The sequence below is a fragment of the Tolypothrix bouteillei VB521301 genome (genome assembly GCF_000760695.4).
Taxonomy (GTDB): Bacteria; Cyanobacteriota; Cyanobacteriia; order Cyanobacteriales; family Nostocaceae; genus Scytonema; species Scytonema bouteillei_A.
Map to the genome: position 1 here is coordinate 1,404,413 of NZ_JHEG04000001.1, position 21,515 is coordinate 1,425,927.

19 protein-coding genes are annotated in these 21,515 nt (G+C 40.9%); 11 read left to right on the forward strand and 8 right to left on the reverse strand.

What is annotated here, in order from left to right:
• Positions 1-20 precede the first annotated feature (20 nt).
• Together HC643_RS05530 and HC643_RS05535 are read right to left on the reverse strand one after the other, a co-directional pair.
• Complete coding sequence (locus tag HC643_RS05530) at positions 21-878, reverse strand: hypothetical protein (protein ID WP_038088928.1); 858 nt, start codon at positions 876-878, stop codon at positions 21-23.
• 605 nt (positions 879-1,483) lie between these two features.
• The gene (locus HC643_RS05535; RefSeq protein WP_050046393.1) at positions 1,484-1,978 is read right to left on the reverse strand and encodes a pentapeptide repeat-containing protein; all 495 of its coding nucleotides are present in this window, start codon (positions 1,976-1,978) and stop codon (positions 1,484-1,486) included.
• Between the two features lie 382 nt (positions 1,979-2,360).
• Between HC643_RS05535 and HC643_RS05540 the strand changes: the two genes are divergently transcribed.
• Positions 2,361-3,443, forward strand: a complete 1,083-nt coding sequence (locus HC643_RS05540) for a spore photoproduct lyase family protein (protein ID WP_050046392.1) — start codon at positions 2,361-2,363, stop codon at positions 3,441-3,443.
• A gap of 298 nt (positions 3,444-3,741) precedes the next feature.
• Here HC643_RS05540 and HC643_RS05545 read toward each other — a convergent pair whose 3' ends face one another.
• Together HC643_RS05545 and HC643_RS05550 are read right to left on the reverse strand one after the other, a co-directional pair.
• Positions 3,742-4,617 carry a bile acid:sodium symporter family protein gene (locus tag HC643_RS05545; RefSeq protein ID WP_038088923.1) on the reverse strand — a complete coding sequence of 292 codons (876 nt, stop codon included), beginning with the start codon at positions 4,615-4,617 and terminating at the stop codon, positions 3,742-3,744.
• Between the two features lie 193 nt (positions 4,618-4,810).
• Complete coding sequence (locus HC643_RS05550) at positions 4,811-7,171, reverse strand: arylsulfatase (RefSeq protein WP_038088920.1); 2,361 nt, start codon at positions 7,169-7,171, stop codon at positions 4,811-4,813.
• Positions 7,172-7,401: 230 nt separating this feature from the next.
• Between HC643_RS05550 and HC643_RS05555 the strand changes: the two genes are divergently transcribed.
• From HC643_RS05555 to HC643_RS05565, 3 genes are all read left to right on the forward strand, one after another.
• Positions 7,402-7,782 (forward strand): MFS transporter, encoded by a 381-nt coding sequence (locus tag HC643_RS05555; RefSeq protein ID WP_237265835.1) that lies wholly within the window; start codon positions 7,402-7,404, stop codon positions 7,780-7,782.
• Between the two features lie 41 nt (positions 7,783-7,823).
• Complete coding sequence (locus tag HC643_RS40755; protein WP_202048587.1) at positions 7,824-7,997, forward strand: hypothetical protein; 174 nt, start codon at positions 7,824-7,826, stop codon at positions 7,995-7,997.
• Between the two features lie 678 nt (positions 7,998-8,675).
• Positions 8,676-9,047, forward strand: a complete 372-nt coding sequence (locus HC643_RS05565) for a hypothetical protein (RefSeq protein ID WP_050046390.1) — start codon at positions 8,676-8,678, stop codon at positions 9,045-9,047.
• On the opposite strand, the gene HC643_RS42010 is transcribed toward HC643_RS05565, so the two are convergent.
• A complete protein-coding gene (locus HC643_RS42010) occupies positions 9,040-9,195 on the reverse strand; it encodes a hypothetical protein (protein ID WP_202048588.1) in 156 nt (51 codons plus the stop codon). The two genes, HC643_RS05565 and HC643_RS42010, sit on opposite strands and share 8 nt — an antisense overlap.
• An 811-nt stretch (positions 9,196-10,006) precedes the next feature.
• On the opposite strand from HC643_RS42010, the gene HC643_RS05575 reads away from it, so the two are divergent.
• Entirely contained in the window at positions 10,007-10,411 is a 405-nt protein-coding gene (locus tag HC643_RS05575; RefSeq protein ID WP_038089072.1) for a fasciclin domain-containing protein, read from the forward strand.
• Between the two features lie 563 nt (positions 10,412-10,974).
• On the opposite strand, the gene HC643_RS05580 is transcribed toward HC643_RS05575, so the two are convergent.
• Positions 10,975-11,898 (reverse strand): DMT family transporter, encoded by a 924-nt coding sequence (locus HC643_RS05580; protein WP_038088917.1) that lies wholly within the window; start codon positions 11,896-11,898, stop codon positions 10,975-10,977.
• Positions 11,899-12,260: 362 nt separating this feature from the next.
• Between HC643_RS05580 and HC643_RS05585 the strand changes: the two genes are divergently transcribed.
• The 4 genes from HC643_RS05585 to HC643_RS05600 all read left to right on the forward strand — a co-directional run bounded on the left by HC643_RS05585 (position 12,261) and on the right by HC643_RS05600 (position 16,765).
• Positions 12,261-13,793 (forward strand): ABC transporter ATP-binding protein, encoded by a 1,533-nt coding sequence (locus HC643_RS05585; protein WP_050046389.1) that lies wholly within the window; start codon positions 12,261-12,263, stop codon positions 13,791-13,793.
• A gap of 32 nt (positions 13,794-13,825) precedes the next feature.
• The gene (locus HC643_RS05590; protein WP_038088916.1) at positions 13,826-14,851 is read left to right on the forward strand and encodes an ABC transporter permease; all 1,026 of its coding nucleotides are present in this window, start codon (positions 13,826-13,828) and stop codon (positions 14,849-14,851) included.
• A gap of 293 nt (positions 14,852-15,144) precedes the next feature.
• Positions 15,145-16,071, forward strand: coding sequence for an ABC transporter permease (locus HC643_RS05595; RefSeq protein ID WP_038088913.1), 927 nt, complete (start codon positions 15,145-15,147; stop codon positions 16,069-16,071).
• Positions 16,072-16,375: 304 nt separating this feature from the next.
• Entirely contained in the window at positions 16,376-16,765 is a 390-nt protein-coding gene (locus HC643_RS05600) for a response regulator (protein WP_038088909.1), read from the forward strand.
• Here the strand turns inward: HC643_RS05600 and HC643_RS05605 are convergent.
• Both HC643_RS05605 and HC643_RS05610 read right to left on the reverse strand, forming a co-directional pair.
• Positions 16,758-17,144, reverse strand: coding sequence for a Na-translocating system protein MpsC family protein (locus HC643_RS05605; protein ID WP_038089066.1), 387 nt, complete (start codon positions 17,142-17,144; stop codon positions 16,758-16,760). The two genes, HC643_RS05600 and HC643_RS05605, sit on opposite strands and share 8 nt — an antisense overlap.
• 583 nt (positions 17,145-17,727) lie before the next feature.
• The gene (locus HC643_RS05610) at positions 17,728-18,315 is read right to left on the reverse strand and encodes a superoxide dismutase family protein (protein ID WP_038088908.1); all 588 of its coding nucleotides are present in this window, start codon (positions 18,313-18,315) and stop codon (positions 17,728-17,730) included.
• Positions 18,316-18,691: 376 nt separating this feature from the next.
• On the opposite strand from HC643_RS05610, the gene HC643_RS05615 reads away from it, so the two are divergent.
• Together HC643_RS05615 and HC643_RS05620 are read left to right on the forward strand one after the other, a co-directional pair.
• Positions 18,692-19,816, forward strand: coding sequence for an HlyD family secretion protein (locus HC643_RS05615; RefSeq protein ID WP_038088905.1), 1,125 nt, complete (start codon positions 18,692-18,694; stop codon positions 19,814-19,816).
• A 96-nt stretch (positions 19,817-19,912) separates the two neighbouring features.
• The gene (locus HC643_RS05620) at positions 19,913-21,487 is read left to right on the forward strand and encodes a diguanylate cyclase (protein ID WP_038088902.1); all 1,575 of its coding nucleotides are present in this window, start codon (positions 19,913-19,915) and stop codon (positions 21,485-21,487) included.
• Positions 21,488-21,515: the final 28 nt, after the last annotated feature.

Sequence of the window (21,515 nt, forward strand, 5' to 3'; positions counted from 1 at the left end):
TTATTACGGCTACGCAGTTGTTATATTCCTCTGTGCGTTGAATGTGGTGATGCTGTTTGTTTTTGGCAATTTCTATAAAAGATAAAAGCAGCATAACTGCTAAAGGCAACAGCTATGAATCCCGAAAAATACTTCGCACGACTGCGACTACTCAAATTAACTTTAGGGGTGATAGTCCAATAACTGTCGCTAATGACAGTTCCTTGCTTTTCTAACCAGGTTTTCACTACTCCTTCTCCACCCTCAGTCACAAATCCACTCACCGTTACTGTTTCACTTTTTGGATCTTGGTGAACATACTCTTCAATATCACCCTTGTCTAATGAAATAATCAGATGAACCGGGGCGTTCGACTGAGAATTTTCTCTCAATGGAATATAGACTCTAGGCATACTAGTTCCCTTTTGTGTTACTAACACATTGGGGTCTGGATAGCCTGAAATATTGGCGTAAAAACTGTGTTCGGCAATTTTTCCGTCAGTTAGTTGAGCGATGTTAATCGTACCGATATCTTTGCCGAATGATTGCGCTAATGTAATATTCAGTACAACAAACCCGATAATTAAAATAATTATCGGCACAAGCGCATTTTGTAGAAGTCGGTTTTTTGTCAAATCATCAATTACATTCCACTCAGCAGAAAAGTTTTTATCTGGATTTTGGCTTTGAACTCGATTACGTAAATAAGTTATGAACGATATAACTGGAATATGAAGGATTATTAAACTTACAGATGACCACTGCTTACCAAATAGACTTATTTGCATTTCTCCCAAAAATTGCACTGGCCCAATATAGTGAAAGTGCCAATATATTGTCAGTGCAAGATAGGCACAATACGCAAGAGATAAATATTTAAATTTTTGATTGTTGCTCATTTGTTAAATTTTGATCGCTGCTTACTTGTTAACCTAAAAGAGGTTAAATCGAGATCCGTACTTAAACGCAAATAGAAAGGGGCAGATATAGCAAACAGTGCAATGTAGCGATCTCTAATTTCAGGGCTGTGGTAGCAAGAGATACTGGGGCAAAAGCAACGGGGGCAGCCTTCTTCGCAACGAGTTTTTAAATTTTTGTCTGGAAATTAGTAAAAACAAACAGACTAGAAAAATTTTTCAACGCTTTTTTTGAAGTACGTTTGCAATATATCAGTATTATAATTTTTGGTGAAAATTCCCCAACAGCAGCATAACTATTTTTGATAAAAATAGCTCTGTTGCAGTCACCATATGACTTAGAAACAATTTTTAAGCAAATCTTTAGTTCCCCACCCATTCAATCAATTAGGACTATATCGCCCTGTTATTAACAACAAAACAAAGCCGAATGGAGAAATTGGCAAACATGGCGGTTAACTGTTAGTGAAATTGAAGATTTAGTAGCACTCGACTTCTTTTCAAATATTCCTGACGACGTTGAGGAGATAATCGAGTCCGACATGGGACCTGTTATTTCTCTTGCTTCTCTCTTAGCAGATCCAGAGCTAACGGCTGTCTACCCAGTTGGAAACATCGTTGATGATAGCGCCATCAGGCATAATGGTATTACGAAAAAGAGTTCCGTCGTCACCGCTAACTCCTTGGAAGAAAGCATCACTGAGATTAGCTCCCGTCAAGTCAGCACGGTCAAATATGGTCAGGGACATTTGAGTTTCCCTCAAATCAGCGTTCGTGAGGTTGACAGCAGTAAAGTCAGTCATTTCCAGGTTAGCACCTCTCAAGTTGGCGTTAGACAAATCGGCACAACCCAGTTCAGCCTTAGTCAAATCAGCACCGCTCAGATTTGCTCCAGTCAAATTAACATAAGCCAAGCAAGCTCTGGACAAATTAGCCCCACTGAGGTCAATATCGCTCAGAACGTTCTGAGTGGGATCGTAGTCACAGATATCAGCAATGCTAAGAACAGCCCCACTCAAGTCAACTCCAGAGAAATCTCGCTCAAGAGCAGCATAGCGCCTGTACAATTCTTCTCCATCCATAACTCAATTCCTGCATTAACTAACACCTATAAAGATAATCTACTAAACCTCTTCGATCCCACCTTAGAGGGATATCTGGCTATTTTACCTGCTTATCAAAGGTAAGGTTTTGGTAGCCAGCTTGTTGGCATCGAGCTTTATTATTGATGGAATAGTGCAGCAGTAGATACGTGGCAGATACTTAACAGTATTTCGTGACCAGTCAAAACACAAAACTACTACTTTTAATTGGGGTAACCCGTACCAAGGGTAGAAATAAGATGAATTTTTCCTCCTTTACAATAGAGATATGTCAGAAAGAAAACTATTATTCAATACTCTTCATTAATTCCCTCGCAATAATATTTCATTTCTTTCCCGTCTTCTCTACTCCCTCATTGAAATGATTGCAAGTACTGTCTCAACACCAAAAGCACCTTCCGTGCGAGAACCGAAATTATGGATGCCAGAACGAGTTTTGTTTACACCAGCTGCTCTGGATGAACCTTGGGGACAGCAAATTCTTCAACGACTGCAGTCTTATAATTTACCGATAGAGGAGTTACCGCGAAATCGCCTTACAGGTTTGCGCGGTGAATCCGAACGTGAAACTTATGATATCGCCAAGCGTACTCTTGCAGTTGTGACGGCTCCGCCTAGTTCCTTCAAGCTTAGCCCCATCCCACCATCTGCTGATTGGCAATTTCACATTGCAGAAGGTTGTCCGGCGCACTGTCAATACTGTTATCTTGCAGGAAGTTTGCAAGGTCCACCAGTCATTCGCGTATTTGCTAACTTACCTCAAATATTGGAGAATTTAGCAGGATACGAGCAACCGGATAAGGCAACATCTTATGAAGCAAGCTGTTATACCGATCCCTTGGGTATTGAACACCTTACGGGTAGCCTTGCTGAATGCATTCGTTATTTTGGGACTCGCGATCGCGCCTATTTACGTTGCGTATCCAAGTTTGATGCAGTGGATAAACTTCTTGAGATACCGCATAACGGTCATACCCGCTTTCGCATGAGTGTGAATGCTGCTCCTGTTTCCGGTCGATTTGAGGGTGGGACTGCATCAGTACCGTCACGACTTATGGCATTGCGAAAGCTAGCCCTACCACAAGAGAGTGGTGGTGGCGGTTATCCCGTTGGTTTGGTTATTGCACCAATTATGCTTGTAGATGATTGGCAATCTTCTTACGAGCGCTTGTTTGACCAGATAAGTGAAGCGTTAGATTTTGATTGCGACCTCACTTTTGAACTGATCTCGCACCGCTTTACACCAGGATCGAAAGAAGTTTTGCAAACTTGGTATCCCCAATCAAAGCTAGATATGGATGAAGATAAGCGCAGTGTTAAACGCAATAAGTTTGGTGGAACCAAGTATGTTTATGAAGCTGACGCGATGAAGACATTACGCCGCTATTTTGAGAGTGAGATTCAAAGACGTTTTCCAAAAGCCAAAATTCTATATTGGACGTAGAGTGGAAAGGGAGTACTAGGGACAAGACCTTTGCCAATTTCTCAAAAACCCTACAGACTCCAAGTCTGTAGCTATATAAAAGAAGCCCACTCGCGTGAGCTAAAACCATTAGCCCTTGCCTTGCGGGCTAATTTTGTATAGCCCCATTCTTTGAGAGTGAGGGCATTTTGGCAGATGAAAACTATGCATATCTAGACAAATCTTTGAAGTAGTTGTCCGCATTCATCTGTAGTTCCATAACTTTTACAACAAACTTTCTCATCACTTTGATACCCGGAGAATGCTTTTTTGATTTTCTTTAAGAGACTTCTACCTGTTTGACCTCTTGAGTCTGTACTTGGTCAAGTGCTGGTAACTTTTGCCCCAAAATCATCACTATTACCATCATTAATAAACTCGTTACCATAATGACGCTCACCACATTTGGATCTTCAAAATTACTCGTACCTATTAACAATGCGGCGGCGAAATTGCGTTGAGCGGTTCCTACTCCTAGTACTCTCTGGGTATCAATACTAGGACCGCCTAGAAGATAACCCACAGTAAAGGAGAAGACAATAAAAATGGCACAAACAAAGATGACACCAGTTTTTAATAAAAAAATAATCTCGTTAAAGTGTACTATCAGCCTCACGACTAAACCTAGAATTAAGCCAAAATTAGATATTTTCAAGGCTATTGTTTGAATATTAAAAGCGTTCGCTTCATATTTTGCCTTAATTAATAACCCAATTCCCAAGGGGATTAACATCAGAAATATTAAGGGTTTGGCAATATCCCAAGAGTTAACTTGTACGCCTTGTAAAACTAATGGTAGTACGAGCGGCATATAAAAGACTGTACCGAACATTAACAACATCATCAGTCCTGTAGAAAAAGCTAAATTTCCCTTGACTATTTGGGCAAGTTTGGGTAATGCTGGAGGACCAGATGCTAATGCCATGACAATTAAACCATCTTTTACGGGTTCTGTAAGAGGTATGACTTGCAGCAGTAAATACACAAAAAGTGGCACTAAGACAAAGTTGGTCAGCAACGAGAAAGTTACCAAACGAACATTACAAAGAGGTTGCCAAATTTGTTGTACAGTTAACTTTAACCCTGTTCCAAACATTGTAGCAACAACAAATGCTAGAAAGGCTATTTTGTCAAGCACTGGGATAATTTCATGCATAAATTTTTAATTTTTTACTGGTTATAAAATATTTTTTTATTCCGATAATGACACAAGAAAGAGGTAATTGATGAATTCTACCGTTTCTCCAAATGTTGGCAGTAGACGATCCCCCTAGCCACTCTTAAAAGGGGAATTTCTGAAAGTTAATGTGTCGCTTTAATTTAGAGAATTGGTATTACCTCTTTATGATTTAATTCAAATTCAAGGTAACTTTCTGTAAATTACCTGTGAATGCAAATGGAACTTGATAAGTTTCACTTGCAGGAGTACCTGTATCTCGACCAACATCAAAGGTTTCATCTAATGCCAATCGATAGGGTACAGTTTTTTGAATTCGACCTTCAGCTACCTGTCGATCGTTGATAAATAACTTCCCAGTTCCTCCTGCACCAACCTCACCGCCATCGCAATCAAAATCAAATCTGATTGTTGATTTCCCTGGAAGTAGTTTTTCAGAAGATTGAATTACATAACGTTCTGCATTGACGAAGTTGTAGAGATATGTCGGTTTACTCTTTTCTAAAAAAAAGCTCCAACCAGCAAAACGTCCCCCTTGGGTTAATAGCACACCTTCTGCACCACGTTCTGGAATCTCCACATCAGCAGTGATGGTGAAGGATCTATTTTTCAAACTTGGTGCGCTCCCTTCTGGAATGGGTGCTACACCAGAATAGTAAGTAAAAGTTTTCTGTCCGGAGGCTGGAGAGGGACGGCTGGTGACATCAAACCGTTCAGAAATGCGATCGTCTAATGGCAAAACTTTATATTGACGGGCTTGTGATAAAAACAATTCTTGCAGTTTTGCCAGTTTCTGAGGATTTTCAGCCGCTAGGTTATTGGCTTCACTAAAATCTTCTTCAATGTTGTACAGTTCCCAAGGGTCTTGTTGGAAATCAGCATTAATTGTACCTTGCCAAGGTAATCGAGGATGACGAGCGGCGGCTATCCATCCTCGATCGTAAATAGCGCGGTTGCCAAACATCTCGAAATACTGGGTTTTACGATGGGAAGGTGCATCAGGATTATCGAAGGTGTAGGCTAAGCTAGTTCCTTCTAGTTTCTGTTGCTTTACTCCGTTAACTTCAGTCGGTACAGTAATTCCTGCAACCTCTAATATCGTGGGAGTAATATCGATTACATGATGGAATTGACTTCGGATTCCACCACGATCTTTAATGCGCTCGCCCCAAGCGACAATCAAGGGATTACGAGTACCGCCGAAGTGAGAGGCGATTTGTTTTGTCCATTGAAAAGGGGTAGCGCCTGCCCATGCCCAGGCTGCATGATAGTGATTAAAGGTTTTGGCACTACCTAAATCATTCAATGAAGCCAGCAGTTGCTCTCGACTTTCAGGTACTTTATTGAAAACTCTTAATTCATTGATACTACCTGCTAAACCGCCCTCTGCACTAGCACCATTATCTCCAACAATATAGAAAATAATCGTATTATCCAATTCACCAATTTGGTCGATCGCATTAATTAATCTGCCAACTTCAAAGTCAGTCTGTGCTAAAAAGCCTGCAAACACTTCCATTTCATGGGCATAAATTCTTTGTTCATCTTTAGATAAGGAATCCCAAGCAGGAAGTTCTTTAGGACGGGGTGTAAGCTGTGCATTAGCCGGAATTACGCCTAGTTGTTTTTGACGGGCAAAGGTTTCTTCTCGCAAACGATCCCAGCCTTCATCAAATTTCCCTTTATATTTGTCTATCCAGGCTTTGGGGGCATGGTGGGGCGCATGGGTAGCACCAGTCGCTAAATAGGTGAATGTTGGTTTATCAGGGGCTATGGATTGTTGAGAGCGAATCCAGGCGATCGCACGATCTACTAGATCTGAAGTCAAATGGTAATCGGGGTTATTCATTGGTGGTGCAACCCGTTTAGTATTCTCTACTAAAGCCGGACTCCATTGATTGGTATCACCACCTAAAAAACCGTAAAAATACTCGAATCCCAACCCTGCTGGCCAGCGATCGAAAGGACCAGCTGCGCTAGTTTCATAATCTGGCGTGTTGTGCCATTTACCGAAAGCAGCAGTATTATAACCATTTTGCCGCAATATTTCTGCTACTGTAGCAGCACTCTTAGGTAAGATAGTTGTGTACCCGGGAAAGCCTGTTGCTAATTCCTCAACAACTCCCGTACTCACTGAGTGATGATTGCGTCCAGTCAACAAAGCTGCTCGTGTAGGGGAACAAAGGGCTGTGGTATGGAATTGGTTGTAACGCAATCCTCTTTCTGCTAAGCGAGTCAGATTTGGTGTTTCTACAAGTCCACCAAAGGTACTTGCTTGCCCAAAGCCCACATCATCAAGCAGTACTAACAGCACATTCGGGGCTTTTTCTGGTGCAGCGATTGGGGCGGGAAAGTCTGGTGTTGACTCGGGATAAGTGGTGCCGATTTTACCCTGAAAGAACGGTTGGGGAACAGGCAGTACCTTGGCTGTATCTGCTAGAGCAGGGCTAATAAGGGTGGCTAAGCTGATGACAACAGATACGGCGATACTTGTTGCGAGCAAAGCGAACGCCCGTAGAATTAAACGTAGCATGCATTCAATAACCTAATTACTTCAAGTTTTGCGCTTGGTGCTGTTCTACAAGGGAACGGGAACAGGGAAACAAAGCTTTAATTGTTTGAAAGGCTAATAATTAGAGTATCATATCGGTTACAGCTAACAATCACAAATAAATCAGCTTTTTAGGGATATCCAAGAAATAAATTATTCATCTTGTGGGACGGGCGTCCTCGCCCGTTCTTTATTAGTAACGGGCTAGAAGCTTGTGTCCTATTGCGATCGGGATTGGACTCATTGCCTTTGCACTATCGACAGAGGTCTTGCTTTCGTTGTTGATGCTAGTGGTGGTTGGCGGCGGTGGAATACTTCAGGTTTCTTGCAGTAACACGATTGTCCAAACCCTAGTAGAAGACGATAAGCGTGGCAAGGTGATGAGTCTTTATTCTCTTGCTATGATTGGCACGTTACTTTTAGGTAACTTAATAGCTGGTAGTCTAGCACACTACATTGGCGCTCCTAATACAACAATCAGAAGTGGTATTGTTTGCCTTTTAGAATCGGTTTGGTTTGCGCGACACTTACCCCTTCTCACAAGTTGGATTGTTAATCGAACTAGCCACAATTTAAAAAGTACGGTAAACTGATAGAATAATAGTAAAATAGAAATAAACTCTGAAAAATTCTTATGAGCAACGAGCACATAAAAGTAAAACAGGTAACTGGTTTCATTGGTGCTGAAATTAGTAGTGTCAATCGTTTGCGATCGCAAGCGGTTGAAGGTGAGCCGTTCGGTGTCGAAGCCCCAAACATCGTACAGAAGAAAGCAGAGAAGGTAGAAGCAGAACCAGTACTTTCGTAAGCTACAGATATTAAAAAAACCTGCCTTCGGAGGTTTCGTTTATATAGCCGCGATTTCTAATCGCTTGGGCTGAATTAAATTTTACTCAAAATTCAATTATGATTGCTAGAGTACAGAGCAAAAAGCCATAGAAACTGCTTTCAAAGCATTAGAATTACTTATTTTAAAAAGCAATTAATAAATGAATCAATCATAATACACTCATTTGATTGTAATTTGCTACAATCCTATATCTTTAATAAGATATAGGATTGGTATTTTATTTCTGAAAAACCGACCTACTTTTGAAGAGATATAAAATCAAATGTAGTGTTTTGGAGAAATTAGTCAATTTTTTATAAACTGAGCTAATCGAAATAGTACTAAACTATATTTCTAAATTTAAAAACTCAATTTTTTAATATAAATGGAGAAGATAGTATTTGGGGGTAGTTGCAATCTCTAACTGGAGAAAGAAGAGTCCTTGCAGGCAGAATGGCATTATGAAATTAAGTAAAGCTTAACTTTGACTCAATCTACTTTGGTTGGAAAAAGATTCAAGCTAATAGATTCCGATCTAATTCCAAAAAGATAGTTTAAGTCAGAGTCAAGAAGCTAAACTCATATTGCTAATTTTAAGCCACTGCCTACAAGGTATTAAATACGGCTTTTAACTCAATTCTTTACTCCAATAAGAACATGAAACGTTTAATTTTTGGTAGCTTATCTGCGTTGTTGCTCTCTACTTCTACTCTGCCTGTTTTTGCCACTGAAAAGACATCGGTCAATCGTGTGGAATCGAGCAATACTCAATCAAGTATTACTCAACTAGAACCTTTAGAGCTTGTTAATTTAGCTTATCAAGGTTACTTTAGTCAACAAGGAATTCCTGGCTATAGTGATTTTCTTCTGGCTATTCGACAAAAAGAAATTAGTGCTGAAGATATTGTTCAAGTCGCTGTTAATACCAGAAAAGTACCATCACAAGCTTTGAGTGATGAAGAATATTTAAATGCAGTTAAAGTCAAAGTAGATGCATTAGCTAACACCGCAGATGGAAGTTTTAATTAGTCATAAAAGAATTAACAGGAACCAAATGAGAAATAGATTTAGCATTAGCCGAAGCTGTAGCTAGATAAACTAACTGTGTTCCAGCCGCTTGTGCAAAAACTAGCGGCGATTCGTCTGTAGATGCAATATCAAGTCCACCTGCATTCAAAGCTTCTAATTGTTGAGGATCTGCTGCAAATTCAGGGCATTCTAGCTTATATCTAAGATATTCTAATCTTTTTTAAAGAGTGCCTTGTTTTTCTAAGATTGCGAGTGAAGTCAGTTATTTAGCGCGTACTACTCTTACGACTTTTATATCTCTAGCAGCAAGTTTTGTACTACCTGTATTAAGTGTAGATGCTTTTTCTTGCTTTTGAGTACTCTTTACCGATTGCTTGCTACTAAATAAAAAAGTAGCGATTACAAGGCTATAACCTACAGGCATCTGCCAAGCGAGGTGGAGCCTTCCTTATGGCGTTCCCACGCGGAGCGTGAGAACCTTCGTGCCACGCTTCGCTATCAGGACTGGACTCACCAGTCGCCAGGACGTGAGAAAACCCTCCGGGTTCGCCCTTCTCCTTACGGAGACGCTAAGCGCAAAGCGCACGCTCCGCGACGAACGCGTTGCAAAGCTATGCCCGCAGGGCTATACGGGTATCTCAGGAGCACAGACGCTATGTGCAAGGCACACGCTTCGTGATGCCTTTATGCCATGCCCGAAGGGCTATATGCCAGTCCCCAGGGCGCAGGAAACTTGTCTACAGGGCTGGACTCACCGCCTACACGGACTTAATCATAAAGGGGGTACAAGAGGCGGATTTAGTATTACCCGTCAACAATTCCTTAGAGCCTAAATTTGTAAATTTAAATTACTTGTAGGTGCATAAAAATATATTACATAAATCCTATCGATTTACTGTAGATTTTTAACTTTCATAATGTTACAGTATTTAACAGATTCAAGAAAACAGGTGAAACACATGGCTGACATTGTTGATACTGCTGTTAATGCCGGTTCCTTTAACACTCTAGTTGCTGCAGTTAAAGCTGCCAATTTAGTAGATACACTAAAAGGCGCTGGTCCATTCACTGTTTTTGCGCCTACAGATGAAGCTTTTGCTAAGCTTCCAGAAGGTACGGTAGACGGATTACTTCAAGACATTCCAAAGCTCACACAAATCTTGACCTATCACGTTGTTCCTGGCAAAGTGACTTCATCTGAAGTAGTTAACTTAACTTCAGCGACTACTGTTGAAGGATCGTCCGTGAAAATTGATGCTTCTAATGGTGGCGTCAAGGTGAATGATGCAATAGTTACAACACCTGATGTTACTGCTGATAACGGTGTTATCCATGTCATTGACAAAGTGTTGCTTCCTGCATAAGCGATCATCCCATATTGGCAAATATAGCTTCAGAATAGAATTCTGGAGCTACACAAACGCTCGTCCACGGAGGTGGACTTAATATGAAGTCCTTGTCTTGCGGACGATCGCTTGTATAACCACGATTTCAATCGCTCAATGTTTGTTCCAAATTGGGATTCTCCCTTAACAAGCATGCCATTCGGAACGAAACCCAACATGAATTCTCCCTTGTGTTGGGTTTCTCCACGGTCAGCCCAACCTACGTTAATGAATTTTATTATGAGTAATCACCTGCACTTGATATTATGCCAAAAGCCCGATCGTCATCGACCGGGCTTTTGATTGGGGTAAGTCCCCTTCTGTTCGTTATATAAGTGATGTAAGGTTTCGGTATAAGTTGCTTATCTAATAGTGTCTACTACTCAAGCCACAACCATTCCGGAAAAAGACCGAGCTTTTTTTTCGTGAAAAATAAAGTATAAAGCTCGAAAAATGAAACAATGCCCAAAAACCAGGGATTTCACCAGCTTGAAAGGATGAAAAAGTTCATCTTTCACCCTGTATTCTTTATTTTTTCTTCATTATACGTGTCCCAATAATAAACCAATTCCCGCAAAGGCAATGAGCACACCTTGAATAGCACGGGAACTGACTTTCTCACCCATCCACATAGCAATTGGTAAAATAAACGCGGGGCTGGTAGCACAAAGTGCTTGCGCCACTCCTGTCGCCGTGTACTTGAAAGCGGTTTGTTGCAAGCACCCACCCACAAAGGTTCCAAAAAAAGCACTTATAGTAACTGTACCCATGGGTAATCCACCAAATATCTTCTGTTGTTTTCTGTGCGGGAAATGCTTTCTTTTTTGAAGAAAATACCACAGTAACAATACTGCAACGCCTGCACTTAGACGCAGTAGCGTACTCCATAAAGGATTGATACTCGTTTGAGTTAAAGCAGCTCTAGACAAGACGGCTCCAATAGCCTGTCCCATAGATGCTAAAACACCGAATATAATTCCTGTTTGCAATTTGGGAGATCGATTGCTATGGCTCTTTTCAGAATTCTCTTCGCCTATGACCCAAGCAACCCCAACAAGAGTAACTCCCATACCCAACCAGTTAATGAGGCTGAGGCTCTCATGCAAGTAAGCATAAGCTAGTAAAGCAGAGAAAGGAGAAGTTAATGTTTGCAAGAGCAAAGCCCGCCTGGGTCCAAGACAGTAAAGTGCTTGAAAATAACAAGTATCGCTAAAACAAATTCCTATTACACCGCTTAACAACAAAAATCCAATACTTACAGGATTTAAAATTGGGAACCCAATTCCTTGCCAAAGTATAGTTAAAACAATAGCAACAATTCCAATTGACGCTTTCAATAAGGTCATTTTCCAAGGAGAAATTTTTTGACCTAAGCCGTTATCCACGATCGCAGTAAATGCCCAAATTGAAGCAGCACTTAGTGCTGCAATTTCCCCTAAAGAATTTATTAATAAATTGACAAACATAAAAAACTAAATATAATTGTCAGTTTGAAATATATGTCTATTTCTGGTGAAATTTTCCCCAAAGGATAAATCATATATTTTGCTAATTTCTCTGGTAATTTCAAGAAGTCATATTATTGAAATCAGCATTTAGAATTATGGTTCAAGATTCTGACACTAGGCTGAGGATTAACACTGATGTTCTTAGAGATAAAAGATACTAGTTATGACTGAAACTTGTGGGTATTTGCCTGCAAGGGTAAAATTTCCTATAAAAGCAGAAAATACCTGTATTTTTGTTGGAAGTGACCCGTTATTGTTCTACTTTGTAACAAACTTATGCAATCTTAGATCGAGATGACTTGTACTGATAAACTGTAAAAATGCCGTACTTGTGCTTGGAAAAAATTACCAAAAGCTTTGGCTCATTCGTAGCTAATGACAACGTTAGCTTTAGTGTTGAATATGGAACCATTCATGCCATATTGGGTGAAAATGGTGCAGGTAAGACTACGTTAATGAATATTCTCAGTGGTCTGTATCAACCTGATGGCGGTCAGATATATTTGGAGGAAAAAGCTGTCAAAATAACTTCTCCAAGTGCAGCTATTACATTGGGTATTGGCATGATTCACCAACACTTCATGCTAGTTCCGCAGTTAACTGTTACAGAAAATATTATTTTGGGGACATCAAATAGCTGGCGTCTCAATTTCCGTCAAAAAAAACAAGAAATAGCAGCTTTATGCCAAACTTACGGCTTAGATGTTGACCCAACGGCTAAAGTAGGCAATTTACCAGTGGGAGTGCAGCAGCGAGTTGAAATTCTCAAAGTTCTTTATCGTAAAGCAAAATTATTGATTCTTGATGAACCCACAGCAGTCTTGACACCGTCGGAAGTCGCATCCTTAGTGGCGACTTTGCGACAACTAGCAGCTAGCGGACATATCATTATTTTTATCAGTCACAAGTTGGATGAGGTGATAAGCTTGTGCGATACAATCACGGTTTTGCGTCGGGGAAAAGTAGTTGCAAATACGACGACTCAAGAGATAACTGCTCAAAAATTAGCTGAATTGATGGTTGGGCGTGAGGTGGCTCTGAAGTTAGATAAATTGGCTGCAACACCAGGGAAAGTTGTATTGTCAGCACGGGAATTATACGTCGTAGATGACCGAGGTGCGCTCGCAGTTCGTAATGTCTCATTTGAACTGCGATCGGGGGAAGTTTTGGGAATTGCGGGGGTAGATGGTAACGGACAGCGAGAATTGGCTGATGCATTAACTGGCTTGCGAACTGTGAAGCACGGAAAAATTGCGTTGAGTTCCGATTCTTTGTCACAAAGAATTTTAGGATATATTCCAGAAGATAGGCAAAAAATGGGTTTAGTATTGCAGTTTAATATTGCTGAAAATCTGATTTTGAAAGCTTTTAGGAAATTGCCCTTCTGTCGTCGCTTTTTGTTACAGGGTAAAGCGATAAAGAATCATGCCAAGTCTGCTATGCAAGAGTTTGATATCCGGGCGAGTAGCGAAGCCGTCAAAGTCAGTCAGCTTTCAGGGGGAAATCAACAAAAAGTGGTGCTAGCAAGGGAACTTGCAGGGGAACCAATGTTCATTGTGGCTATGCAACCAACACGGGGACTCGATGTAGGTGCAACTGAAGCAGTACAGCAACGATTATTAGCCCAACGCGATCGCGGTGCTGCTATTTTGTACGTCTCCACAGAGTTAGAGGAAGTTATGGCGATCGGCGATCGTATTGCGGTGATGTATGGGGGTGAGTTTGTTGCTATTTTGGATGCAAGAACCACTACTGTAGGAGAAATTGGGTTTTTAATGGGAGGGGGGACGAGGGAACAAGGAGGACAAGGGAGACAAGGGGGACAAGGAGAGAATCACAGGTATGATACTTAACTTGGATAAATTCAAAAGAGAATTAAGGAAATATGACCAATGACAAACGACTTATCTTATCCCCTATCTTAGCGATCGCAGCAGCACTGCTCGTTGGTGCAATTCTTATTTTAATTGCTGGAGCAAATCCTATTGCTGCTTACACGGCTTTGTTTCAGGAGTCTTTGACAACATACTTTGGTTTTGGCAATACGCTAACCAAAATGGCACCATTATTGTTAACAAGTTTGGGGGTTTTAGTCGCTCTACGTGCTGGCCAGTTTAACATTGGTGGAGAAGGGCAAATTTATCTCGGTGCTTTAGGAAGTGCTTTGGTAGGGTTGTACGTTACCGGATTGCCTTCATGGATTCATATTCCTTTAGCATTGACTTCTGGGTTCTTGTTTGCAGCAATTTGGGGTTTCATACCGGGTTACCTGAAAGCCATGCAAGGAGTTAATGAGGTAATCTCAACTCTGCTGTTAAACTACATTGCTTTTAACTTTATTAGCTATCTCGTACAAAATCCTCTAAAAGCACCTGATGCACCCAGCCCTTATTCCTCAGAAATTGCTCAGTCTGCTTATTTACCCATAATTTTACCAGACAGTCTTGCTCATGCAGGAATTTTACTGGCGTTACTGGTTGCAGGGATTGTCTGGGTATTGTTGGTGCTGTCACCTCTAGGTTATCAAATTGCTGCCGTGGGATTTAATCCTGTAGCTTCGCGTTACGGTGGTATTTCTGTAAAACGCACCATCGTGCTTGTTATGGCGCTAGCAGGTGGTTTAGCAGGATTAGCTGGGGCTATTGAGGTGATGGGAGCAAAATATCGCCTATATGAAGTTGTTTCTCCCGGTTATGGATTTGATGCGATCGCCATAGCATTCCTCAGTCGCGGTAGTGTAACAGGTGTTGTATTCGCTTCTCTGTTTTTTGGTGCTTTAAGGAGTGGTGCAAACGTCATGCAACGCAGCGCTGGGGTTCCGGTAACAGTAGTTTATGTCATTCAAGGTTTGACGGTGCTGTTTATTGCTGTTAGTCTGGCAATAGAAGGAAAAATTAGGGCTAATAGCTAATGGCTAATGGTGAGTCCAGGGAAAGCAGGCGGGTTTCCCGCGCCCTGGGAACTGGCGTATAGCCCTGCGGGCATAGCTTCGCAACGCGAAGCGTCTCCGTAAGGAGATACCCGAAGGGCTAATGGCTGATGGCTAGTACGTGAAGGCAGAAGTATGTAGAGCGGGCAGAAGGCGCAAACGCTTATTACTGAATCTTTTCTCTCAATCCTAATGGTATAGCTATTTCCGCCATGCTTTACTAATGGTGCAATTAGCTATTAGCTATTAGCCATTAGCCATTAGCCATTAACAAAATGATTAACTTCTTTTCCGATTATTTAGTGTCTAGTCTGCGCCTTTCAGTACCTCTCGCATTTGCAGCACTGGGGGGTCTGTTCTCAGAAAGGTCGGGGGTATTGAATATTGCTTTGGAAGGAATGTTATTAATTGGTGCTTTTACAAGTGCTGCTGCAACTTTTTACACTGGTAATGTCTGGCTTGGTGTCCTTGCTTCCATCTGTGTTGGAGGATTGACGGGATTACTTCATGCTTTTTTATCTGTGTCTTTACGTGTGAATCAGTTAGTTTCTGGACTAGCAATCAATCTTGTTGCTTCTGGTTTAACATCATTTCTGTCTCGGTTGGTATTTGGTGGTGGGAATGCTCAAGGTATCCCAGGAATTAACCCAATTAGGGTTCCTCTTCTTGCAGATATTCCAGTTATAGGAGCTTTACTTTTCCGACAAGATGTTCTCGTCTACTTACTATTTCTCTTAGTTTTTCTCAGTACATATGTATTGTTTCACACTAGCTACGGTCTAACTTTACGAGCTGTTGGCGAATATCCCAGTGCGGCTGATACATCTGGCGTTTCAGTAGAACGGGTACGTTACTTGGCTGTCATAACGAGTGGTTGTCTGACTGGGTTGGGTGGTGCTTACTTAAGTTTAGTGCAAGTCAAATACTTTGCTGAAGGAATGAGTGCAGGCAAAGGTTTTATTGCCATTGCAGCACTTATCTTTGGTCGGTGGAATCCTATAGGAACGGCTTTAGCTTGTTTGTTATTTGGCGCAACTGAAGCTTTACAATTGCGAATTCAAGCATTGGGTGGAAAGCTCCCCTATCAGTTTTTAATTATGCTACCTTATGCGATCGCACTCTTTGCCCTAATGGGAAAAAAGAACAAGTCTACTCCTCCTGCTGCATTGGGCGTACCTTATTGGAGAGAAAAGAATAGATAAGCTGATAACCATAAATATTAACACTCCTGACTCTCAAGTTCACTTAAATTTTTCAATACCTCTTGACTAATTGTCTGTTTAAGATAATCATATTTGCTTGATGCTGCCGCTAGCCTGCTGTATTCTTCCCTGAAAATTAGCGCAGATACAGTACCTAGTGAATTAAAGGCGAGTTCTATCTATGTTGAGCCGCGCACAGCCGCTTGAAAGGAGCCTCGTACATCTTTCAAAAAACAGATTCTCTAAAAGATGTTTTAGTGAATAAAGTCTTGATATGTAATCTTTTCAAAGGCAACTATTATTTATGGATAGACAGCCATTAGTTTTGGTTGTAGAGCAAAATCTACACTATTTAGAATTAGTCAACTCTTATTTTAAGATACTTAAGTTGCCATGTATTTGTGCAAAACAAGGAGTCAAGGCTTTAATTTTGGCACAAACACATCAACCGGACTTAATTTTACTAGATCCTGCGCTCCCTGATTTAAGTGGACTACAAGTGATTCATTACTTGAAGCATACTCAAAAGACAATGGCAATTCCTATCATTGGGATGACAGCTTCAATAAAAGAACAAGATGGAAATAATCTGCTTCTTGCTGGTGCCGATCGCTATATTCGTAAACCTTTCTATCTTCACGAGTTACAAATAGCTATAAATTGCTATTTTAGTAACCTGAAATCCTCTAATTAGCTTTAGGAATGCTCTCTCGATTCCGTACTTCTGGTAAGTCCTCTAAAACAACTAAAATTCCAGTACGTTCCGTCGCCAAACTTGTATTACTTATTAAATCTAGAACAGATTTTTGAACAACTTCTTCAATTATTTTTTTGATCTGAGGACTGATAATTTTGTTTAAATTTATTCGCACTTGTTCGGCTAAAGAATCGCAGCCTGCTGTCTTTAAAACTTGTTCCGAGCGGGTTACAGAGTTTTCTATAGAAATTACTAGTTCTGTATCAAAAAATTGACAGATAATTTTACCTGGACGATGTCCCAATTCCTTATTATAAAAGGAACGGAGTCGATTTGTAATTTCTCTTTCTAGTTCTCCAATGGTAGGTTTAGACATTTCTTCTACTAACATCAAAATAGTTACCTGAGTAAAATATAAAGCGCTCGTGTTAGAATGCTATAACTATTGTAATTTATTATATATTTTAGAGTTGTAAAGTATAAAATTCTACGAGTTATATAAGAGAATGTTTGAAAAGTCTTTTCATCAATAGCAAAACATTTAAGAGCCCCCTAAATGTCATGAGAAATTGGGGGACTTTAAGAGTATTTATCCCTCTTTATTAAGGGGAGATAGGGATCGCTAAGTTCCTAAAATCACAGCTAACCACTTTTCAAACAACCTCTAAGAACTTTATCAAACCTAAATTTCTGGCATTTTGCAGGTATGGCGAAAAAGCTAGTGTGGCAATAACTAGAAGAGGTATATGTAGTAACTTTAAATATAGAAATAAAGGTATTTTACTTTGGTACGAATGCCTCAGAATCCATGATTAATTGCCATCTTTTAATTAACCGGACTTAAACGGGTTGATGTAAAAAATTGATACAAAAGTAGTTCAAAATATGGTGAGTGGTTATTAGTAGCTACTAACTTCTAACCATTCACCACTAAACTTTTATAGAGAATTGCCCAATTCTTAAGAGGAATAGGAATGCGTTATAACTCCACAGGCTATCCGTCCTCCACCTGCTTGTGCTGCTAGCCCTTCTGCTTGTTGTAAATCCTGCAATTGGTGAATGATAATTGCGCTGCCATTGTCGTCAAATACAGTGACAGGGCTTTCACGTAGAGTGACGCGGCTGGTTACTACATTGTACTTTGCGTAACCGTTTTCATCGACATATAAGTTTGGTAAATCACCTGAATGGAAGGGATGGTTGGCTTCGACAGGAACTTCCGAACCAAAAGGACCGGGGTCAAAGTGTCCGCCACTGGTGGTGAAAGCAGGTTGGACATCGGGATCGCAGACGCCTGCGGAATGAATGTGAAGCCCGTGCAAACCGGGTGTCAGATCTCCTTGGATCTCACCTTTAATTTGTACAGATCCATCTTTTCGCTCTATGAAAAATAAAGTACCAGTGATGTTTTTACCTTCAATGTAAGTTTGTGCTACTGATAGACCCTGTGCCATGCTCGGTTGTATGACTGCAAGTTTGGTAACTATTATCAAGCCAAGAGTAAGCCCGAGGACAAATATATGCTTTATTGGTAATTTAATCTTCATGACTTGTTGTGGTACTGATAAATTGTCTGTGTAGGTTGGGTTGAGCAAAGCTCGAAACTCAACCTACACTAAGGTCTGTTTGGACGTTACCATTAACCCTATTCATTTAGATAGTACCTCGCGTGGGTATATTTCCATTTGACATAAATTTAGGAAAACATCTTGGAGAAAAATAATATTGCGTGTTGTCTGTGAATTGCTAACTGAAAACTCAGAACAAAAGAGAATGGGATATTTTTGGAACAAGTGAAGTACTGAGCGCGTCCTGAAAGCGGACAACAATTGCTCAAAATCAGGCTACTGAGATGCTGACAATTGTTACGACTTATAAATCTGGTTAAAAAAACTGTTATCGTTGCCCAGACGAAGGTTGCTAATGGAAAGCCTAAATTCTTCACAACAAACCCAGCAAGTCACAGGACTAAACGAACAAACAACTTTAGTGTCGCAGCAAGAGGCGATCGCTACTCATTCCACTCAGACAACAACTCATCACAAAAAATCTGTCTCGCCCTCTGCAAGCCATATAGTCCCTAAAGTGACAATTGGCGTGTTGTTAGGTACGGGAGCGATCGCTTCTGGGGTGTACGGTTATCGTTCTTGGGAATTTGCTCAAAAATATCAAGTCACTGACAATGCTTTTATCACTGCAAATATTCAACCCGTTACATCACGTGTATCGGGAATAGTCACAGAAATTGCTATAAATGATAACCAAATGGTATCTCCTGGAGCGGTGTTGGTGAAACTCGATTCCCGCGATTATGAAGTCTCTGTGTCCCAAGCAAAAGCGTCTCTAGAGTTAGCCAAACAACAAGCAGCACAGGTACGAGAGAGTATGAAAGCTGCGGTTATTAACACAATTAATATTCCAGAACCAATTGCCACAAAATCTGCAAAGACAGGAACACAGGGTGCTAAATCAACCAGCAAGAACAAACAAGTCCAACAACCCGAGCGCATACAGAAAGTCTCGCAGTTGACACCCGCTAACCAGCAAAAAGAAATTGACGAGCAAAAGTACAAAACCGCTCTCGCTGCGATCGCGCAGAAAGAAACTGAGTTAAAAAAAGCACAACTCCAGTTATCCTACACTAAGATTGCTGCGCTGCTACCCGGAAAAGTAGGTAATAAAAACGTTCAAATAGGACAGCAGGTGCAACCAGGACAAACCCTGATTACAGTTGTAGAACCAAATCCTTGGATTGTGGCTAACTTTAAAGAAACACAGTTAGAAAAAATACAGCCCGGTCAAAAAGTAGATATCAAGATGACAGCTTTCCCCAGCCACAAATTTCGTGGTACGGTGGAGAGTATGTCTCCTACATCTTTTGGTAAATTTACTCCTTTGCCACAAGAGAGTCAGGTATCATCATCTACAAAAAATTTGGACGAGCAAAGAATACCTGTCAAGATAGTGTTTGAGCCGCAGAGCATTCGCGGTTTTGAATCGCGCTTAACTCCCGGAATGTCAGCAACTGTCACGGTTACAATTAAGTAAGTTTTTTTGCCATAAATACCAAGGTGTTTTGTAAGAATGGTGTTAAGATGGTTACCTTAACTATTTCTTTAGATTAACACCTTTGCTCTGACTGCAATGTTGATTCAAAACCAGGAGTCTGAGAATAAGTATCAAGATGTAACCCTGGCAGTTCTGGAGGATACACAAACCCTCAAAAATCATGCTGATTTATTGATTGTTGATGATAATATCGCTAACCTTACTCTACTTTTTACTATTCTCAGTCAACAAGGATACAAAGTTCGGAAAGCGCTCGGTGGTGAAGCCGCGTTAAAAACAATTTTCTTAGAGCCACCCGATCTCATTTTGTTGGATATTAAAATGCCAGGGATAGATGGGTATGCTGTTTGTACCCAATTAAAAGCATCTCCTCAAACTCGTGAAATTCCCATTATCTTCCTGAGTGCTTTAGATGAAGCAGTCGATAAAATTAGAGCTTTTGAGGTTGGAGGTGAAGACTACATCACCAAACCGTTCCTAGCGGAAGAAGTTTTGATCCGAATTCGCTATCAACTTAATATTCAAAAGCAACGCCAACAACTTAAGGAACACAATCGGCTGCTGCAAAAGGAGATTCAAGAGCGAAAGCAAGCTGAAGCAGCAACTCAGCTGTTGTTAACCACAATTCATGCTGTTCATCAAGCATCTGATTTTAAGGATGCTTTAAAAATCCTTTTATGTATGGTACGTCAAGCCATCGATTGGGATTACGGCGAAGGTTGGATTTTAGATGACGGTACGATTACTTTACAACTGAGTCAAACTTGTCACGATCCAATGCACGATTTATCACTTATGCAATTTCATCAGGCGCGATTGGGCATAACCTTTACTGATGGTGTTGGATTGCTGGGTCGGGTTTGGGTCACTCAGCAATCGGAGTGGATTGAAGATGTTTCACAAAAGCAAGCGCCTGTTTTTTTGAGGACGGAAGCAGCTAATCGTGCTGGATTGAAAGCGGCTTTTGGTGTGCCAATTGTGTTGCAGGAGCAAGTGCTTGCTGTTTTGGTTTTTTTCAAGCGATCGCCATTGCCTTACGATCCAAAGTTAGTACAATTAGTTAATGCTGTTGCGATTGAGCTAGCTGAATTTATACAGCGAAAGCAAACAGAGGAAGCATTGATACGCACCAACCACGAACTACAGCGCTTGGCGACTCTGGATGGGTTAACACAAGTCAACAATCGGCGCTGTTTTGATGAAGTACTGGAACGGGAATGGCAAAGGCTTCAACGCAGACAGGCTTTTTTGGCATTAATTATGTGCGATATCGATTATTTCAAATTCTATAACGATTGCTACGGTCATGTAGCAGGGGATAATTGTCTTAAAGAAGTCGCTCATGCGATCGTGCGTGCGTGCAAACGTCCCGCAGATTTAGTTGCTCGCTATGGTGGAGAAGAATTTGCTGTACTGCTTCCCGAAACTGATATAGAGGGCGCTATTTGCATAGCACAACAGATCCGACAGCAAGTTGCCAAGTTAGCCATTCCTCACGCAGGCTCTAGAGCAAGTACTCACGTAACACTTAGTATGGGAATTGCTAGCTTGATTCCTACACCAGAGTCTTTGCAGGAAAAGCTGATCGTTACTGCCGATCGAGCACTCTATAAAGCCAAAGCACAAGGACGCGACACCTATCACATATGATCTTTGAGTTTATCGCTCGGAAAGTTTT

What these genes read in the sequence shown, in the direction of transcription:
- HC643_RS05540 (WP_050046392.1), top strand. Translation starts at nt 2,361, where the DNA reads ATGATTGCAAGTACTGTCTCAACACCAAAAGCACCTTCCGTGCGAGAA.
- HC643_RS40755 (WP_202048587.1), top strand. Translation starts at nt 7,824, where the DNA reads ATGAGCAACGAGCACATAAAAGTAAAACAGGTAACTGGTTTCATTGGT.
- HC643_RS05595 (WP_038088913.1), top strand. Translation starts at nt 15,145, where the DNA reads ATGATTAACTTCTTTTCCGATTATTTAGTGTCTAGTCTGCGCCTTTCA.
- HC643_RS05545 (WP_038088923.1), bottom strand. Translation starts at nt 4,617, where the DNA reads ATGCATGAAATTATCCCAGTGCTTGACAAAATAGCCTTTCTAGCATTT.
- HC643_RS05585 (WP_050046389.1), top strand. Translation starts at nt 12,261, where the DNA reads ATGCCGTACTTGTGCTTGGAAAAAATTACCAAAAGCTTTGGCTCATTC.
- HC643_RS05565 (WP_050046390.1), top strand. Translation starts at nt 8,676, where the DNA reads ATGAAACGTTTAATTTTTGGTAGCTTATCTGCGTTGTTGCTCTCTACT.
- HC643_RS05605 (WP_038089066.1), bottom strand. Translation starts at nt 17,144, where the DNA reads ATGTCTAAACCTACCATTGGAGAACTAGAAAGAGAAATTACAAATCGA.
- HC643_RS05600 (WP_038088909.1), top strand. Translation starts at nt 16,376, where the DNA reads ATGGATAGACAGCCATTAGTTTTGGTTGTAGAGCAAAATCTACACTAT.
- HC643_RS05610 (WP_038088908.1), bottom strand. Translation starts at nt 18,315, where the DNA reads ATGAAGATTAAATTACCAATAAAGCATATATTTGTCCTCGGGCTTACT.
- HC643_RS05580 (WP_038088917.1), bottom strand. Translation starts at nt 11,898, where the DNA reads ATGTTTGTCAATTTATTAATAAATTCTTTAGGGGAAATTGCAGCACTA.
- HC643_RS05590 (WP_038088916.1), top strand. Translation starts at nt 13,826, where the DNA reads ATGACCAATGACAAACGACTTATCTTATCCCCTATCTTAGCGATCGCA.
- HC643_RS05550 (WP_038088920.1), bottom strand. Translation starts at nt 7,171, where the DNA reads ATGCTACGTTTAATTCTACGGGCGTTCGCTTTGCTCGCAACAAGTATC.
- HC643_RS05575 (WP_038089072.1), top strand. Translation starts at nt 10,007, where the DNA reads ATGGCTGACATTGTTGATACTGCTGTTAATGCCGGTTCCTTTAACACT.
- HC643_RS05530 (WP_038088928.1), bottom strand. Translation starts at nt 878, where the DNA reads ATGAGCAACAATCAAAAATTTAAATATTTATCTCTTGCGTATTGTGCC.
- HC643_RS05620 (WP_038088902.1), top strand. Translation starts at nt 19,913, where the DNA reads ATGTTGATTCAAAACCAGGAGTCTGAGAATAAGTATCAAGATGTAACC.
- HC643_RS05615 (WP_038088905.1), top strand. Translation starts at nt 18,692, where the DNA reads ATGGAAAGCCTAAATTCTTCACAACAAACCCAGCAAGTCACAGGACTA.
- HC643_RS05535 (WP_050046393.1), bottom strand. Translation starts at nt 1,978, where the DNA reads ATGGATGGAGAAGAATTGTACAGGCGCTATGCTGCTCTTGAGCGAGAT.